This is a genomic window from Adlercreutzia sp. CNCM I-6215 (assembly GCF_977072315.1).
The window spans coordinates 185,141-200,383 of record NZ_CDRVMA010000004.1 but is presented as its reverse complement, the minus strand read 5'-3'; the positions used below and the strand labels follow the sequence as shown (position 1 = coordinate 200,383).

Genomic DNA, 15,243 nt, shown 5'->3' with positions numbered 1-15,243 from the left:
GAATCGCATCAGCCAGCGAAGGAGAACGCCCTCTCGGCGACCTCTTATCGCCCTACGGAGAATGCGGCCGTTAAGAAGCAGATTCTACTTCAGCAGCAACGATGTCGGGATGGTACCGACCCATGTGCGTCATCTTCTCTACTTCTTTTGCCGCATTCGCAGCAGGATCAAGCGATAAGCGGGCGACGAGAGGGCGTTCTCCTTCGCCACCCGCATTACCGAGTTGCTACATATTCACGCAGTGGATCTTCTCGCCGCGCTCGAGGTAGGCCATGACTTCCTCCACGGCCATCTTGGCGCAGTTGTCCTCGGCCTCGGCGGTGGAGGCGCCCAGATGCGGGATGACGATAGCGCGCTCCATCTTCACGACGGCCGGGTTGGCGAAGTCGGTCACATACGCGGCCACCTTGCCGGACTCAAGCGCCTCAGCCATGGCGGCATCATCGACCAGCACGTCGCGGGAGAAGTTCAGGAACACGACGCCGTCCTTCATCTGAGCGATGGCGTCGGCGTTGATCATACCCTTGGTGGCGGGCAGCGCCGGCACGTGGATGGTGATGAAGTCGCTCTCCTTGAGCACCTTCGGCAGGTCGGCGAACTCCACCGTCGGGGAAATCTGCTCGTGCACGGTGATCTCGTCCATGGCCGGATCGTAGCCGATGACCTTCATGCCCAGCGCCTCGGCGGACTGCGCCACCAGCTTGCCGATAGCCCCCAGACCAATGACGCCCAAGGTCTTGCCCAGAATCTCGCCGCCCGCGAACTGCTTCTTGGCCTTCTCGGCGGCCTTGCCCACGTTCTCGTCATCGGCGTTGTCGCGCACCCACGCCACGCCGCCGATGATGTCGCGGCTCGCCAGCAGCATGCCGGCCAGCACAAGCTCCTTCACGGCGTTGGCATTGGCGCCCGGCGTGTTGAACACGGCGATGCCGGCCTCGGCGAACTTGTCCAGCGGGATGTTGTTCACGCCAGCGCCGGCGCGGGCCACGGCCTTCAGGTTCGCGGGCACTTCCATCTCGTGCATGTCGGCGGAGCGCACGAGGATGGCGTCGGCCTCGTCGATGTTCTCGGTGACCTCGTAGTTGTCGGTGAGCAGGGCCAGGCCCTCAGGAGAGATGTTGTTCAGGCAGTAGATCTTGTACACGAAAAGCTCCTTTCAGTAGGCATCCCCAGCATACCGCGAACTTTAGCGCGCTAAAGCAACAGTTGCGCTGACGGAGAAAAAGCGGTTTTGTGCGGCGGCGGGCAAGGGTCGGCGGCGCATGCGGGTGGCGGCGCGAGGGTCGGCGGCGCGCGAGGGCGGCAGAAGCCCCGGCCCCCTACGCGTTGGCGTGGTGCACGTAGTCGCAAATGCGCGCGGTAAGCGAGCGCTCCGCCGCCGCAAACGCTTCAGCGCAGTCGCAGCCCTCCTCGGTGCGCTGTTCGGCCTCGCGGATGTAGTGCAGCGTCGTCGTGAGCACCATGCCCACCACGGCCACCGCCTCGAACGCCGCATCGATATCGCCGCGAATGCTGTCCTCGCGCTGCCCGCGCTCGATCTGCCCGCGCAGCACCGCCAGCAGGCGCTCCTCCAAAGCGCGCATCGGCTCGGACCATTCGCGCCCGCGCCGCCACAACTCCGATACGAGGATGCGCCCGAATCCGGCGTTGCGGAAAATAGTCGCAGCGAAAGAATCCATCATGGCCGTAAGGGCTTCCACGGCCGAAGGGGCCTTACCGGCGATAGCCACAAAGTCGTCGACGATCTCGCCAATGCCCTCCACGAGGATGCAGGTGGCGATATCGGCCTTGCTGGAGAAGTGGTAGTAGGCCACGCCCTTCGAAACGCCCGCCACCTCCACGATGCGCTCCACCGTCGTGTCGGCGTAGCCGCGTTCGGAAATGACCTCGATCGCCGCATCCAGCAATTGGCGCCGGGTGGCGTCCGCCTTGCTCGTTCTCCCCTTCTGCTGGGCCATGCCCCACCTTCCCGCCCGCGCAACCGACAATGCCGCGTGCAAAACGCCTCGACCGGCTCCGCGCCGTCGGGCAATCACTCATTTTGGTCATCGCAGCGCAGCTGCGGCCATTAATCTCTCATCAACGAGGAGAGACACTGCTGCGATGATAATACCGGGCTCCCGCAAGACCGCGCGCCCCGGCGAAAGACTCACCAAATCCCTTGAATTCCTGACTTATTTACTTAGTGTAAATAGACACCTTACCCCTGCTTGAAGCTACTTTTTCGGCCAATTTCAACCATTTGATTTCCCTTAGGGAAAACTCCTGTTACAATGCCCCCGTCATGAGGAGGACGAGAAAGGCTCGAGTCGTGACCGCCAAGATCATCGAATTTCCCGGCCAATGGTGGCGCGCGCCCGAAGCGACCCCGTGCGAGGGGGTCTTTTCGAATGCTGCGCTCACCCTCGTTATCGGGCCGGCGGACGACTCCTCTCCGCAGTGCAGCGCCTTCATGAGCGCCGACGAGACCCTTGCCGACCTGCATCGACTCATCATCCAGCACTTCGGGTGGGACGACGCCCACAACTACTTCTTCAGCCAGGGCTGCGACCGCTACGAGGATCCGTTGCTGTTCGCCACCCAAGATCGCGTCTCGGCCCGCTGCCGCCGCATCTACTGCGCCGCCGACGTGCCGCTGAGCCGCGTGTTCAGCCGTCCAGAGGCGCCGCTCTACTATACCTACGCGCTACCGAATGGCCGCGAACTGAAAATCGTCCTCGACGACACCGTCGCCTTGAAGCTATTCGGCTGAACCGCCCCGTAGCGCCTCGTCGCGCAGCGGCTCCGACGTTCCCGTGCGCTTAAACGCGTGCTTGCCGGCCAGCAGCGGCGGAGCCTTCCGCACCCAAATGGAACCGAGGCGCAAGCCCAGCAGGCGGGCGCGCGACCGAATGGCCTCGGAGTACGCCTCCACGATCGGCTTTGTCTGCGCCACGTCGTCCACGTAAAGAAGCAGCCGGTAGCGCTTCTCCCCCTGTCGATTGCCGTCCCGAACTGTCGTCTCGCCGGTTGGCCCTGCGGCGAACATTTCCCGCACCGAGGCACCGCGAACTTTCTCGAGAAGAGCCCAGGCCAGCTCGGTGTCCTCGAAGACGAGAAACACGGCCCGCTTCACGATATCCAAGGCCCGCGCCTCGTCCTGGTACTTGAGCCCGTCACGGTTGCCGGGAACGCGGGCGTTCTCCCCTTCCTCCCACAATTCCGGAAACAGCCGCCGCTGGCGCATATCCCATTTCGCAGGGAAGAAGCGCAGCTCGTTGACGGCGAAGCCCTCTTGCTCCAGATTCATGAGCAGTACCGACTGCCAGGCGTCCACCTCGGTGCGCGCCATGGCGTCGTCCAGGTACATGCCGAAGACCCACCAGTCCTTGTGGCGGTCGGGCCCTTTGCGGGGGCGCTCGTCCTTGGCGATGTAGATGCCGTTGGTGTGCATGAGGACGAACCGCCCCACATCCGGGCGCAAACGCCACGTGCGCTCCACGGCGGCGCGGAAGCGATCCTTGTTCCGCGAGCGCTTGAGAGCTGCGGCGGCTTCAGGACCCCAACCGGCAATGGTTCGATCCAGTTCGGTGCCTAGCGTCTGCACAAGCGCCCCCTCACGTCAGATCTCCGGAATCGTTCAGCGATACCGCCTCGCCGGCCGTGTCCACGGGCAGGCGCAAAAGCGCCGCGTAGAAGTCCTTCGTGCGAGCGAGCACCTCGCGGATGCTGTAGGCCCGCTGGTTATCGTAGGCCCCCTTGTCGCAGGGCACGCCCCACGCCTGCATGCCCAGACAATCGGCAGCGAACATGGCGCGATACAGATGGTAGGCCTGGGTGGCCACGATGATGCGGTCCGCCCCGAACACGTGCCGCGCCCGCCACATCGACTCGTAGGTGGTGTTGCCCGCATGGTCTACGTACACGTCCTCGCTCGGCACGCCCAATTCGACGCAGTACGCCTTCATGGCATCGGACTCGTTATAGTGGGAGGTGCGGTTGTCGCCGCTGACGATGATGGCCCGGGCCGCACCGCTCTTGTACAAGTCGCAGGCCACTTCCAGCCGATCGGCCAAAATATCGCTCGGCGTGCCGTCGGCGTACACGCTGGCCCCCAGCACCACCACGGCATCGGCGGCATCGCCGGCCAGGGCCGTCGCCGCACCTTCCACGGTAACCACCCGATCGCGCGTCGTGGCCACGGTGACCACGTTGGCCACGCCCACGATGAGCACCGCCAGCGCGCAGACGGCCAGCAGCACGCGAGCGCACCAGCGCCACCAGGGCACGGGTCGGGCGTTGTCACGGGCCACAGGCCACCTCCTTCGTAGCATCGGAAAAGCGGGGTACACTATAGCAAAAATTCAAACTTGTCCAGTGGTGCGGGAAGTCACCCCTGATAAAGTTGGTATACTACACAAGTTGAGAAACCGTTTCCTCGTTGTTACGGCAACGACACGTTGAGCAACTCCAAAGGACGCGCGCCATGTACCATTGCCCGGTGACTTTCTATCTCGTGGGCCTGCCCGACGAGATCGCACGCATTATCGAAGATGCGCAGCCGCAGCCAAGCTTCACGCACCATTTCACGCGCAGTGACGAGCCCGAAGAGGCGCTCACCGCCCAGGCCAGCGCCATTTTCGCCGATGCCACGGGCCACGATGCCGCCGCCTGGGCCCGCGTCTTCGCCGCTCACCGGCAGGCCACCACAACGGTCACCCTCATCGTCACCCACGACCAAGTGGCCGCCGCCGAACCCTACTTCAACGACATCGCCGACCTGTGGATCGCGCCTTTGAGCGCCGCCGAGGCATCCTGGCGCTTCAACCACTGGCAGCGCGCCTGCAAGCGCTACGCCGACTCCTGGGAGACGAGCCAGTATTTGGAAGCCACCATCAATTCCGTTCCGTCGCTCGTGTGGTACAAGTCCAAGGACGGCATCCACCACAAGGTCAACGACGCCTTCTGCGCCACGGTGAACAAGACCAAAGAACAGGTGCAGGGCCGCGGGCACGCGTACATCTGGGACGTGGAGGCCGACGATCCCGCCTGCATTGAATCGGAGCGCCGGGTCATGGCCGCCAAGTCCACCATTGTCTCGGAGGAGACCGTGCAGACCAGCGATGGCACGCGCCTGCTCACCACGTACAAGTCGCCTCTCTACAACATCGACGGCTCGGTCATGGGCACCGTCGGCGTGGGCATCGACGTCACCCAGGAACGCGCCTACGAGGACGAGATCGTCGAGAAGAACCGCACCATGGAAACCATCTTCACCACCATGGATTGCGGCGTCATCACCCATTCGCTCGACGGCACGCGCCTGCTCGGCATCAACCAGGCGGCCCTGGACATTTTGGGCTACGATTCGGCGGAAGACCTCATGGCCGCCGGCTTCGACATGGTGGCCCCCTCGGTCGTCGACGAGGGCGCCGGGAAGATGCGCGAATCAATCGCTACCCTGAAGAACGTCGGCGACTCGGTGAGCACCGAGTACCGCGTGCGCCACGACAACGGCGACATCGTGCACGTCATGGGCAACGTGAAGCTCATCGAAAGCGATGGCGAGCTGCTCTTGCAGCGTTACCTGCTCGATTACACGGACAAGAAAAAAGGAAGAAGTGCGCAAGGAGCGCCGCCAGCGCGATCTCATCCAGGCGCTTTCCGAGGACTACCTGCTCGTATGTTCCTTCAGCCTGGACACCAAAGCGGGCGAGGCCCTGCGCGTCAGCGGCGACAGGCTTCGCAAGTTGGACGAGCTGTTCGCCGGCGAGCTCAATCTCGACAGTTGCCTCGGCGGATACATCAATGAAGCTGTCGTGGAAGAGGACCAGGCCATGCTGCGCGACGCGCTTTCGGCGGAAAGCCTCATCACGCGCCTGACCGACGAGAGCCGTATCCATGTGAACTATCGCATCAACCACGGCGACGTTACGGAGTACTGCCAGGCCACCGTCGTGCGCGGCGGCGATTGGCCCCAAGCCCACAACATGGTGCTGGGCCTGCGCAGCGTCGACGTGCAAACTCGCGAGGAGATGAAGAAGAAGGCCCTGCTGGAAGAGGCACTGACCCAGGCCAACAAGGCCAACGCCGCCAAGAGCGCCTTCCTCTCGAACATGTCCCACGACATCCGCACGCCCATGAACGCCATCGTGGGCTTCACCACTCTGGCTGCCAGCCGCCTCGATCAGCCGGAGAAAGTGGAGGAGTACCTGAACAAGATCAAGTCCTCCAGCACGCATCTCTTGAGCCTCATCAACGACATTCTGGACATGAGCCACATCGAGAGCGGCAAGGTCTCACTGGATGAGCAGCCCTACAACCTCGTCGATCTTCTGGACGATCTCTACAGCATCATTCAGGCCGAGACGAGCGCGCGGCAACTGTACTTCTCCATCAATACCGAGAGCGTCCGCCACACCGAGGTGCGCTGCGACAAGCTGCGCATCAACCAGATTCTCTTGAACTTGCTGGGCAACGCCCTGAAGTTCACGAATCCCGGCGGCTTCATCAAGGTGACGCTGGACGAGCTGCCCGGCGCGCCAGTCGGCTACGGGCGCTACCGCTTCACCGTGTCGGACACGGGCATTGGCATGAGCCCCGAATTCGTCGAGCACATCTTCGACCCCTTCGAGCGCGAGCGCACCTCCACCATCAGCGGCATCCAGGGCACGGGGCTCGGCATGGCCATCACGAAGAATCTCGAGGACATGATGCACGGCACTATTTCCGTGAAGAGCACCCAGGGCAAGGGCACCTCGTTCACCGTTGAGCTGACCTTGCAGCTGGCGTGCGAGGGCGCGACCGCAGCGGCCCAAGAGGCCAAGACCCAGCACGTCGACCCGAGCCACCGGCTGCGCCACAGCCGCATCCTGCTCGTGGACGACAACGACCTGAACCGCGAGATCGCCATCACCCTTCTGGAGGACGAGGGCTTCACCGTGGAATGCGCCGTGAACGGCTGCGAGGCGGTGGAGAAGATCATGGACGCACCATCGGGGCACTACCAGCTGGTGCTCATGGACGTGCAGATGCCGGTCATGAACGGCTACGAGGCCACCAAGGCCATCCGTCGCCTAAACGATCCGACCCGAGCGCAAGTGCCTATCCTCGCCATGACCGCGGACGCCTTTGAAGAGGATCGCCAGAAGGCCCTGCGCAGCGGCATGAACGGCCACCTAACCAAGCCCGTCGAAATCGACAAGCTCTTCGAAGCTTTGGACGAACTGCTCAGCTAGCATCGCTCGCTGCGGGAGGGCGAATCCGCTCGCAGACCTCTGGGCGCCCTGCGGAGAACGCCGTTAGTTAAAGAAATAGCCCCACGTCAGCAGCAAGCGTGCTGGGGTGGGGCTATCTTTTGTGCGTTCCTTCCGCTATTTCCTTTAACGGCGTTCGCAGCAGGATAAAGCACCAAGCGGGCTGCGAGCGGGTTCGCCCTCCCGCAGCCCACAAGAAGTCGCAGCTACACCGCGACGATGTTCACCAGACGGCCGGGGACGTAGACTTCCTTCTTCACCGTCTTGCCCTCCAGGGCGGCGGCCACGGCCTCGCGGGCGGCGGCGAGCACCTCGGGCTCCGGAGCGTCGGCGGCCACGGTCACGCGGCCCTTGATCTTGCCGCAGATCTGCACGGCCAGCTCCACCTCGTCGGCGCGGGCCTGATCGGGATCGTATGCCGGCCACGGCTGGTCGTAGACGAAGCCCTCGCGGCCCAGCGCCTCGCGCCACAGCTCGTCGGCCAGATGGGGCGTGAACGGCGCCACGAGCTTCACCAGCACCTCGGCCACTTCCGCGTCGAGCGCGCGATGGTCTTCGCAGGCGGCGCGATCCTCGGGGCTGAACGCACGCAGGTACTCGCCGGCGGCATTCGACAGCTCCATGATGGCGGCGATGGCGGTGTTGAAGTTGTTGCGCTCGATGTCGGCCGACACCTTCTCCACCACGCGATGGCGCTCACGAATGAGCTTCTTCGCCGCGGCCACGGCCGCCTCGTCAGCCGGCTTCTGCGCGAACAGCGTCTCGTCGCCGGCCTTGCCGCACAAGTCGTGCACCTGGCGCCACAGACGGTTCAGGAACTTGTACATGCCCGGCAGGCCGTCCTCGTTCCACAGCTTCTCCTTCTCGGGCGGCCCCAAGAACAAGATGTAGGCGCGCACGGCGTCGGCGCCGTATTCGGCGATCATCTCCTCCGGCGAGACCACGTTGCCCTTCGACTTGCTCATCACATCGCCGTGGGCGTCGAGCACCATGCCCTGGCACAACAGGTTCGTGAAGGGCTCGTCGAAGTCGAGCAGGCCGCAGTCGCGCAGCACCTTGGTAAAGAAGCGGCTGTAGAGCAGGTGCAGGATGGCGTGCTCGATGCCGCCGATGTACTGGTCGACGGGCATCCAGGCGTTGGTCTTCTCCGGATCGAAGGGCGCGTGCACGTTGTGCGGGTCGGTGTAGCGCATGTAGTACCAGCTGGAGCACGTGAAGGTGTCCATGGTGTCGGTCTCGCGCTTGGCCGGGCCGCCGCATACGGGGCAAGTGGTGTTCACGAACCCGGCATGGGTGGCCAGCGTCTCGCCGGCAGCCAGGTCGATGTCCTCGGGCAGGCGCACGGGCAGATCTTCCTCGGGCACGGGCACCACGCCGCACTTCTCGCAGTGGATAGCGGGGATGGGGTTGCCCCAGTAGCGCTGGCGGCTGATAAGCCAGTCGCGCAGGCGAAACTCCACGGTGCGCTTGCCGCGGCCCATTTCTTCCAGCGCGGCCACGATGGCGGCCTCGCCCTCGGAGTGCTTACCGCCGGTCATGCCCGTGTAGGGACCGGATTGCACGAGAACGCCCTCGGCGGCGTAGGCCTCCGGCCAGTCCACCGTGGTCACCACGCGGCCCTGCTCGTCCTTGAGCTGCGGGTACAGCGGGTCGTCCTCAGACAGGATGATGGGGATGATGGGCAGATCGTACTTGCGGGCGAACTCGAAGTCGCGCTGATCGCCGCAGGGCACGGCCATGACGGCGCCGGTGCCGTAGTCGGCCACGATGTAGTCGCCCACCCACACGGGCACCTTCTCGCCGTTGATGGGGTTCACCACGTAGCGACCGGTGAACGCGCCGTGCTTCTCATGGTCGCCCTGAGCGCGCTGGACGGCGGTCACCTTCTTGGCTGCCTCAACCAGCTCCATGACCGGCGCCTCGTATTCGGTGCCTTCCACGAGGCCGCGGAGCAGCTTGCTTTCCGGCGCCAGCAAGAAGAAGCCGCAGCCGAACAGCGTGTCGGCGCGCGTGGTGAACACGGTGATGATGTCGTCTTCCGTGGGCTCGGCCGGCGCGTTGCCGTCGCGGTCGCACAGGATGAAGTCCACGTTGGCGCCCTCGGAGCGGCCGATCCAGTTGGCCTGCTGCTGCTTCACGCGCTCGGGCCAGCCTTCCAGCTGATCCAGGTCGTCCAGCAGCTCCTGGGCGTAGTCGGTAATCTTGTAGTACCACTGGGTGAGGTCGCGCTTCTCCACCTCGGAGTCGCATCGCCAGCAGCGACCTTCGATGACCTGCTCGTTGGCGAGCACGGTGCCGCAGCTCGGACACCAGTTCACCGGCGAGTTGCGACGCTCCACGAGACCGCGCTCCCAGAACTTCAGGAAGATCCACTGGCCCCAGCGGTAGTACTCCGGATCGCACGCCACCACTTTGCGATCCCAGTCGTAGGAAAAGCCCATGCGGGAGAAGCTCTTCTTCTGGGTCTCGATGTTCTCGTAGGTCCAGATGGCCGGATGGCTGTGATGCTTGATGGCGGCGTTCTCCGCGGGCAGGCCGAAGGCGTCCCAGCCCATGGGATGCAGCACGTCGAAGCCCTGCATCTTGGAGTAGCGGGCCACCACGTCGCCGTAGGTGTAGTTGCTCGCATGCCCCATGTGCATGTCGCCGGAGGGATACGGGAACATCTCCAGGACATACTTCTTGGGCGCATCGGAATTCTCCGGCACCGTGTACAGCCCGGCCTCTTCCCAGGCCAACTGCAAACGGGGCTCGATCTCATGGGGGTTGTAGGCTTTCATGGCACTCCCTCGAAAACGTGGCTTTCGACCGCGCGCATTCCCCGCGGCCGCGAGTTGATTTCCCCATTATAGCCATGATGCGCTCTTGGAAAAGGGGCGCCAGCGCTCGACCGCGCCCCTCACGGGACAGACGGCGGCTATACGTTCCGCCCCTAGCGCACCCGGCGCAGAGAAGCGCCGCAATTCCAGCAGGTCTCCCGGGAACCGTCGTTGTCGGCAGCGCACACGGCACAGGTGCGGCGCCCCAGCGGCACCTCCTCGGGCACGGCCCCCGGCAGGGGTACGTCGGCCTCCTCATCGGCCAAGCGCGCCATGGCGGCGCGAATGCCCTGCACGCCCGTGATGTGTGCCACTTCCAGCGCATCTTTCCTATGATTTGCCGTCATTTCCGCGCCCCTTCGCCCTTCGACCGTCCAATTCAAGTACCATGATAGCGAAATACCGCGACCCCCTCCGCGAAGGAGCACCCATGAACTTCCACAACGCATCGTTTAAAGCCGCTTACGGCACCTCGGAGCAACTGCCAGCATCCACGGGTCCCGAGGTTTCCTTTGCGGGACGCTCGAACGTGGGTAAGTCGTCGTTGCTCAACAAGCTCATGTACCGCAAGGGCCTGGCGAAGGTGTCGTCCACGCCGGGCAAGACGGCCACCATCAACTTCTACGATGTGGACGGCCACGATCTCGTGGATCTGCCTGGCTACGGGTACGCGAAAGTGTCGAAAGCAGAAAAGGGCCGGTGGAGCGAGCTCATCGAGGGCTACTACAATCAAGATCGTGACTTCGCACTCGTGGTGTCGCTCATCGACATCCGCCACGAGCCCTCGGCGCTCGACCGCAACATGGTTCAGTTTCTCATGGACGCCGAGCTGCCCTTCGCCATCGCGCTGACCAAAGCGGATAAGCTGTCGAAGCAGCAGCAGATGAAGCAGCGCGCCGCCATCAAGAAGGCGCTCAAGCTGCCGGGTGGCGTGCCCATGGTGGTGACGTCGTCGGAGAAGGGCGACGGCATCGACGAGCTGCGCGCCCTCATCAACCGCGCCATCGAGAGATAAGGGCCGCAAGCCCCGAGACGCGTCGCAAGCTCCGAGGCGTACCGCAAGCTGAAAGCTCATCACCCATGGAGCAAAATATGGCGGGATTTCCCTCCAAAAAGGAGAGCGCCCCAGTGGAGGACCGGGGCGCTGAGGAGAGGAGGGGCCGTCGTTGGCCAGAGCAGAACGTCGGGCCGGCGAGGCGATAGGTGTTCAAGCGTTATTCGGTGACCTCGACAGTGAGAGCCGCAGGAACCTCGGGACGCGTCTTCGGGGCCTTGGCCGCCTTCGGTGTACCGAAGAAGAACTTCATGAAGTGCACGAAGACGTAGGCGACCATCACGGCGGCGAACAGCGTCTCCACGGCGATGAGGGCCTCGATCACCGGGAGCGCCGGAATGGAGTAGCCGGCAGCGTAGAGAGCCTGCACGCCCTTGCCGAGCGCCATCGCGGAGATGACGAAGGGGAAGGTCATGGCTGCGTAGCTCGGATAGAACTGCAGGGCGAGGAACTTCGGCACCCGGGTGACGACGCCGATGAGCATCAGCTGGCCGAGGCCCATGAGCACGGCCACGAACACCAGGTTCGGATCAGGCATAACCGACAGATATCCCACCAGCGACAGACCCATAGGAGCAGCATAGATGCAGAACAGCGGGCGAGCGCCTTCGGGGATCTCATGCTTGATGTAGCGCATCGTCACCACGGCGAGCAGCACGAGGTAGCAGGCAAAGCCGAACCAGAAAATGCCCTGGCCGAAGGCCTCGGCGCCGAAGACGGGAGACGTTACAGCCGCCACGATGATGCCCACGTAGCAAATGAAGTACGTAGGAAAGACCTCGGTGAGCTTGAAGCGGCGGATATAGTACAGGGTAAACCACGTCATCAGCACGAAATGCCCCGCCACCGCCGAGCACCACAGCCCGAAAGCCGGCACGATAGCCACGGGAGCCAAGTATCCGGCCAGCTGCATCAGCGTCATGAAGAACGTGGCAGAAACACTTGCGAAAACGGAGTTCTTCATGTCCTCGCGAAGCATGGAGGGGAACATGATCAGCTTGGCGACGAGCATAGCCACCAAGAAGAGAGACAACGCCCCGCAAGCAATGTGGGCGATCTCGGCATAGGGTTGAAGCAAGTTGCCCAAAGCGGCCAGGCCCAAGGCCACGCCCGCTGTGGGGATGGGTACTTTCTTAATAATGTCGCGCATAGAGCACCTTTCGTCGGGGCCTTTGGAGCCGGAAATGTCTCGACCACGAATCGCCGGAGATAACGCAACGACCCGCAGGAGTAGGATGGCTTTATTATGCGCGGTTTCTTACCAAAAGAAAACTTATATATCATTATGTAGCCATTAGAGAAGTTTATTGATATGCTACCCGAGTCCCTAAGGAACCACCGCACCCATCGAAGGAGACGCAATGCAGGACTTTCGCGTAAAGACGTTCCTCACCGTGTGCCGCACTCTGAACTACACCCGAGCCGCCGAGGAGCTGGCGCTCACCCAGCCGGCCGTCTCCCAGCACATCACGTACCTGGAGCGCGAGTACGGCGCGAAGCTGTTCACCTACCATCGCAAAAAGCTGGAGCTGACGCCGGCGGGACGTGTCCTGCGCGACGGGCTAGCGACCATGGCCCACGACGACGTGCTATTGCACGAACGCATCGAGGAGGTGGCCCATGGCGCCACAGTCAAGCTGCGCATCGGCATGACGCTGACCGCCGGCGAGTACGTGGTGGCCCGGCCCCTCGCCCGCTGTCTGGGCGCCCGACCCGACATCCAAATCACCGTGCGCTCGGGCGGAACCCAGCACCTGACGGAGCTCCTCGACGCGGGAACCATCGATTGCGCCTTCGTGGAAGGGCTCTTCGACAAGGCCCGCTATGCCTCACGCCCCTTCTCGTCCGAGCGTTTGGTGCCCATTTGCGCGGCCGAGCATCGCTTCCCGCGTACGCCACGCACCCTGGAAGACCTCTTGGGCGAACGACTCATTCTGCGCGAGGAGGGCAGCGGCAGCCGCAACGTGCTTGTCCACGCGCTCGCTCAGCGCAATCTCTCGCCTGCCTCCTTCGCCGATCATTTCGTCGTGGAAAGCCTCGATATCATCAAGATATTCGTCCAGGCCGATCTTGGGATTTCCTTCGTTTACGAGGCCGCCGTGCAGCGGGAGGTGCAAGAGGGCACGCTGCGCGTTATCCCCCTCTCCGATGCGGGCATCTTTCACGACATCAGCTTCATTTACCTGCGCGACAGCATCTACGAGCAGAATATGGAAAACCTCTTCGCCGCTTTGAGCGCCTAGGGGCGCCGGAGCGCGATGCTCGCAGGCCGATCATTCGAAGCCGCGTCAATCTGGCAAGTTTTCTTCGGAATTCGACACCTATCATTTTATCTCAGCAATTGGCATATCGAATAGTGTTGATCTTTTATCGCCTACAAACAAAATCGAGGGACTGCCAATATACCGCAGCCCCTCGATAAGGTCGATTATGTCGAAAACCTCGAAAAGCTCGCCTCGGAAGCTACAGCCTCTTTACGCGACCCTCGGCACCGCCCCCGCCATCCTCGCGACAGCATACAGCGGCGCAAGATCCCGGCCGGTTTAGCGGGTGTTGCTCGCGTAGGGAGCCTTGTCCTTCAGCAGCACGTCGTGGGCGCCGCCCTCTACGATGGAGGTGGCGGACACCAGCGTGAGCTTCGCCTTGTCCTGGAACTCGGGGATCGTGAGCGCACCGCAGTTGCACATGGTGCTCTTCAGCTTCAGCAGGGTGATGGCCATGTTGTCCTTCAGGCTGCCGGCGTAGGGCACGTATGAATCGACGCCCTCTTCGAAGGACAGCGACTTCTTGCCGCCCAAATCGTAGCGGCCCCAGTTGCGGGCGCGGGCACTCCCCTCGCCCCAGTACTCCTTCATGTAGGTGCCGTTCACCATGACCTTGGCCGAAGGGCTCTCGTCGAAGCGGGCGAAGTAGCGGCCCAGCATGACGAAGTCGGCGCCCATGGCCAATGCGAGCGAGATGTGATGATCGTACACGATGCCGCCGTCGGAGCAGATGGGCACGTAGATGCCGGTCTCGCGGAAGTACTCGTCGCGGGCCTTCGCCACTTCAATGGTAGCGGTGGCCTGGCCGCGGCCGATGCCCTTGGTCTCGCGGGTGATGCAGATGGAACCGCCGCCGATGCCGATCTTCACGAAGTCGGCGCCCGCGTCGGCGAGGAAGCGGAAGCCCTCGGCGTCCACCACGTTGCCCGCGCCAATCTTCACGTCGTCGCCGTAATGCTCGCGCACCCACTCGATGGTCATCTTCTGCCAATCGGAATAGCCCTCGGAGCTGTCGATGCACAGCACGTCGGCCCCGGCCTCCACAAGCGCCGGCACGCGCTCGGCGTAGTCGCGGGAGTTGATGCCCGCGCCCACCATGTAGCGCTTGTGGGCGTCCAACATCTCGTCGGGGTTGCTCTTGTGGGAGTCGTAGTCCTTGCGGAACACGAGCGCCACCAGGCGATCGTCGCCGTCCACGATGGGCAGCGAGTTCAGCTTGTGGTCCCAGATGATGTCGTTGGCCGCCTTCAGCGTGGTGCCGTCCGGAGCCACCACCAGCTTCTCGCGCGGGGTCATGAAGTCGGCCACCTTCTCGTCCAGCGACATGCGGGAGAGCCGGTAGTCGCGCTCGGTCACGATGCCGAGCAGTTTGCCGTGGGCGCTGCCGTCGTCGGTGACGGGCATGGTGGAGTGCCCGTACTGCTCCTTCAGGGCCACCACCTGCTCGAGCGTCATGTCCGGCGAGAGGTTCGCATCGGAAGTGACGAAGCCGGCCTTGTAGTCCTTTACGCGGGCCACCATGGCGGCCTCGTCTTCGATGGACTGGTTGCCGTAGATGAACGACAGGCCGCCCTCGGTGGCGAGCGCTACGGCCATCTTGTCGTCGGAGACGGCGGCCATGATGGCCGACACCATGGGCACGGAAAGGGTGAGCGGGCAGTCCTCCTCGCCCTTGCGGTACTTCACCAGCGGGGTCTTCAGGCTGACGCGCGCCGGGATGCAGTCGGCCGGCGTGTGGCCCGGAACCAGCAGGTACTCGTTGAATGTGCGGGACGGTTCATCGAAATAGTAGGCCACGGCTGCGCTCCTTCTTTCCCTCGGTGCCCTAGATGAGTAATTGCCTCATTATAGGCCGAGAAAAGGGGCGGCGC

13 protein-coding genes are annotated in these 15,243 nt (G+C 63.3%); 5 read left to right on the top strand and 8 right to left on the bottom strand.

What is annotated here, in order from left to right; translation table 11 throughout:
* Positions 1–226: 226 nt before the first annotated feature.
* Both ACW4LP_RS04990 and ACW4LP_RS04985 read right to left on the bottom strand, forming a co-directional pair.
* Positions 227–1,144: a 3-phosphoglycerate dehydrogenase gene (locus ACW4LP_RS04990; RefSeq protein WP_227070437.1), complete on the bottom strand. Its 918-nt coding sequence runs from the start codon at positions 1,142–1,144 to the stop codon at positions 227–229.
* A 175-nt stretch (positions 1,145–1,319) separates the two neighbouring features.
* Positions 1,320–1,958 carry a TetR/AcrR family transcriptional regulator gene (locus ACW4LP_RS04985; protein ID WP_418380276.1) on the bottom strand — a complete coding sequence of 213 codons (639 nt, stop codon included), beginning with the start codon at positions 1,956–1,958 and terminating at the stop codon, positions 1,320–1,322.
* Between the two features lie 353 nt (positions 1,959–2,311).
* On the opposite strand from ACW4LP_RS04985, the gene ACW4LP_RS04980 reads away from it, so the two are divergent.
* Positions 2,312–2,752, top strand: coding sequence for a plasmid pRiA4b ORF-3 family protein (locus tag ACW4LP_RS04980; RefSeq protein ID WP_161127552.1), 441 nt, complete (start codon positions 2,312–2,314; stop codon positions 2,750–2,752).
* Here the strand turns inward: ACW4LP_RS04980 and ACW4LP_RS04975 are convergent.
* Positions 2,741–3,586: a hypothetical protein gene (locus ACW4LP_RS04975; protein WP_418380277.1), complete on the bottom strand. Its 846-nt coding sequence runs from the start codon at positions 3,584–3,586 to the stop codon at positions 2,741–2,743. The two genes, ACW4LP_RS04980 and ACW4LP_RS04975, sit on opposite strands and share 12 nt — an antisense overlap.
* A gap of 10 nt (positions 3,587–3,596) precedes the next feature.
* Positions 3,597–4,292, bottom strand: a complete 696-nt coding sequence (locus tag ACW4LP_RS04970) for a SanA/YdcF family protein (protein ID WP_288220557.1) — start codon at positions 4,290–4,292, stop codon at positions 3,597–3,599.
* A gap of 173 nt (positions 4,293–4,465) precedes the next feature.
* On the opposite strand from ACW4LP_RS04970, the gene ACW4LP_RS04965 reads away from it, so the two are divergent.
* A complete protein-coding gene (locus tag ACW4LP_RS04965; RefSeq protein WP_455803535.1) occupies positions 4,466–5,791 on the top strand; it encodes a PAS domain-containing protein in 1,326 nt (441 codons plus the stop codon).
* A gap of 25 nt (positions 5,792–5,816) precedes the next feature.
* The gene (locus ACW4LP_RS04960; RefSeq protein WP_455803538.1) at positions 5,817–7,217 is read left to right on the top strand and encodes a hybrid sensor histidine kinase/response regulator; all 1,401 of its coding nucleotides are present in this window, start codon (positions 5,817–5,819) and stop codon (positions 7,215–7,217) included.
* A gap of 224 nt (positions 7,218–7,441) precedes the next feature.
* Here ACW4LP_RS04960 and leuS read toward each other — a convergent pair whose 3' ends face one another.
* Both leuS and ACW4LP_RS04950 read right to left on the bottom strand, forming a co-directional pair.
* Positions 7,442–10,015 carry a leucine--tRNA ligase gene (gene leuS / locus ACW4LP_RS04955; RefSeq protein ID WP_418380279.1) on the bottom strand — a complete coding sequence of 858 codons (2,574 nt, stop codon included), beginning with the start codon at positions 10,013–10,015 and terminating at the stop codon, positions 7,442–7,444.
* A 152-nt stretch (positions 10,016–10,167) separates the two neighbouring features.
* Complete coding sequence (locus tag ACW4LP_RS04950) at positions 10,168–10,401, bottom strand: hypothetical protein (protein WP_022740781.1); 234 nt, start codon at positions 10,399–10,401, stop codon at positions 10,168–10,170.
* 83 nt (positions 10,402–10,484) lie between these two features.
* On the opposite strand from ACW4LP_RS04950, the gene yihA reads away from it, so the two are divergent.
* Positions 10,485–11,069: a ribosome biogenesis GTP-binding protein YihA/YsxC gene (gene yihA, locus ACW4LP_RS04945; RefSeq protein WP_022740782.1), complete on the top strand. Its 585-nt coding sequence runs from the start codon at positions 10,485–10,487 to the stop codon at positions 11,067–11,069.
* Positions 11,070–11,268: 199 nt separating this feature from the next.
* Here the strand turns inward: yihA and ACW4LP_RS04940 are convergent, their stop codons facing one another.
* On the bottom strand, positions 11,269–12,258 hold the full coding sequence (locus ACW4LP_RS04940; RefSeq protein ID WP_117284265.1) for a TDT family transporter: 990 nt from the start codon (positions 12,256–12,258) through the stop codon (positions 11,269–11,271).
* A 211-nt stretch (positions 12,259–12,469) separates the two neighbouring features.
* On the opposite strand from ACW4LP_RS04940, the gene ACW4LP_RS04935 reads away from it, so the two are divergent.
* A complete protein-coding gene (locus tag ACW4LP_RS04935) occupies positions 12,470–13,351 on the top strand; it encodes a LysR substrate-binding domain-containing protein (protein ID WP_455803534.1) in 882 nt (293 codons plus the stop codon).
* A gap of 300 nt (positions 13,352–13,651) precedes the next feature.
* On the opposite strand, the gene ACW4LP_RS04930 is transcribed toward ACW4LP_RS04935, so the two are convergent.
* Positions 13,652–15,169, bottom strand: a complete 1,518-nt coding sequence (locus ACW4LP_RS04930) for an IMP dehydrogenase (protein ID WP_302222478.1) — start codon at positions 15,167–15,169, stop codon at positions 13,652–13,654.
* Between the last annotated feature and the right edge of the window lie 74 nt (positions 15,170–15,243).

Excerpts from the sequence above, each read along its gene's own strand:
- ACW4LP_RS04985 (WP_418380276.1), bottom strand. The coding sequence starts at position 1,958 with ATGGCCCAGCAGAAGGGGAGAACGAGCAAGGCGGACGCCACCCGGCGC.
- ACW4LP_RS04965 (WP_455803535.1), top strand. The coding sequence starts at position 4,466 with ATGTACCATTGCCCGGTGACTTTCTATCTCGTGGGCCTGCCCGACGAG.
- ACW4LP_RS04960 (WP_455803538.1), top strand. The coding sequence starts at position 5,817 with ATGCTGCGCGACGCGCTTTCGGCGGAAAGCCTCATCACGCGCCTGACC.
- leuS (WP_418380279.1), bottom strand. The coding sequence starts at position 10,015 with ATGAAAGCCTACAACCCCCATGAGATCGAGCCCCGTTTGCAGTTGGCC.
- ACW4LP_RS04950 (WP_022740781.1), bottom strand. The coding sequence starts at position 10,401 with ATGACGGCAAATCATAGGAAAGATGCGCTGGAAGTGGCACACATCACG.
- yihA (WP_022740782.1), top strand. The coding sequence starts at position 10,485 with ATGAACTTCCACAACGCATCGTTTAAAGCCGCTTACGGCACCTCGGAG.
- ACW4LP_RS04940 (WP_117284265.1), bottom strand. The coding sequence starts at position 12,258 with ATGCGCGACATTATTAAGAAAGTACCCATCCCCACAGCGGGCGTGGCC.
- ACW4LP_RS04935 (WP_455803534.1), top strand. The coding sequence starts at position 12,470 with ATGCAGGACTTTCGCGTAAAGACGTTCCTCACCGTGTGCCGCACTCTG.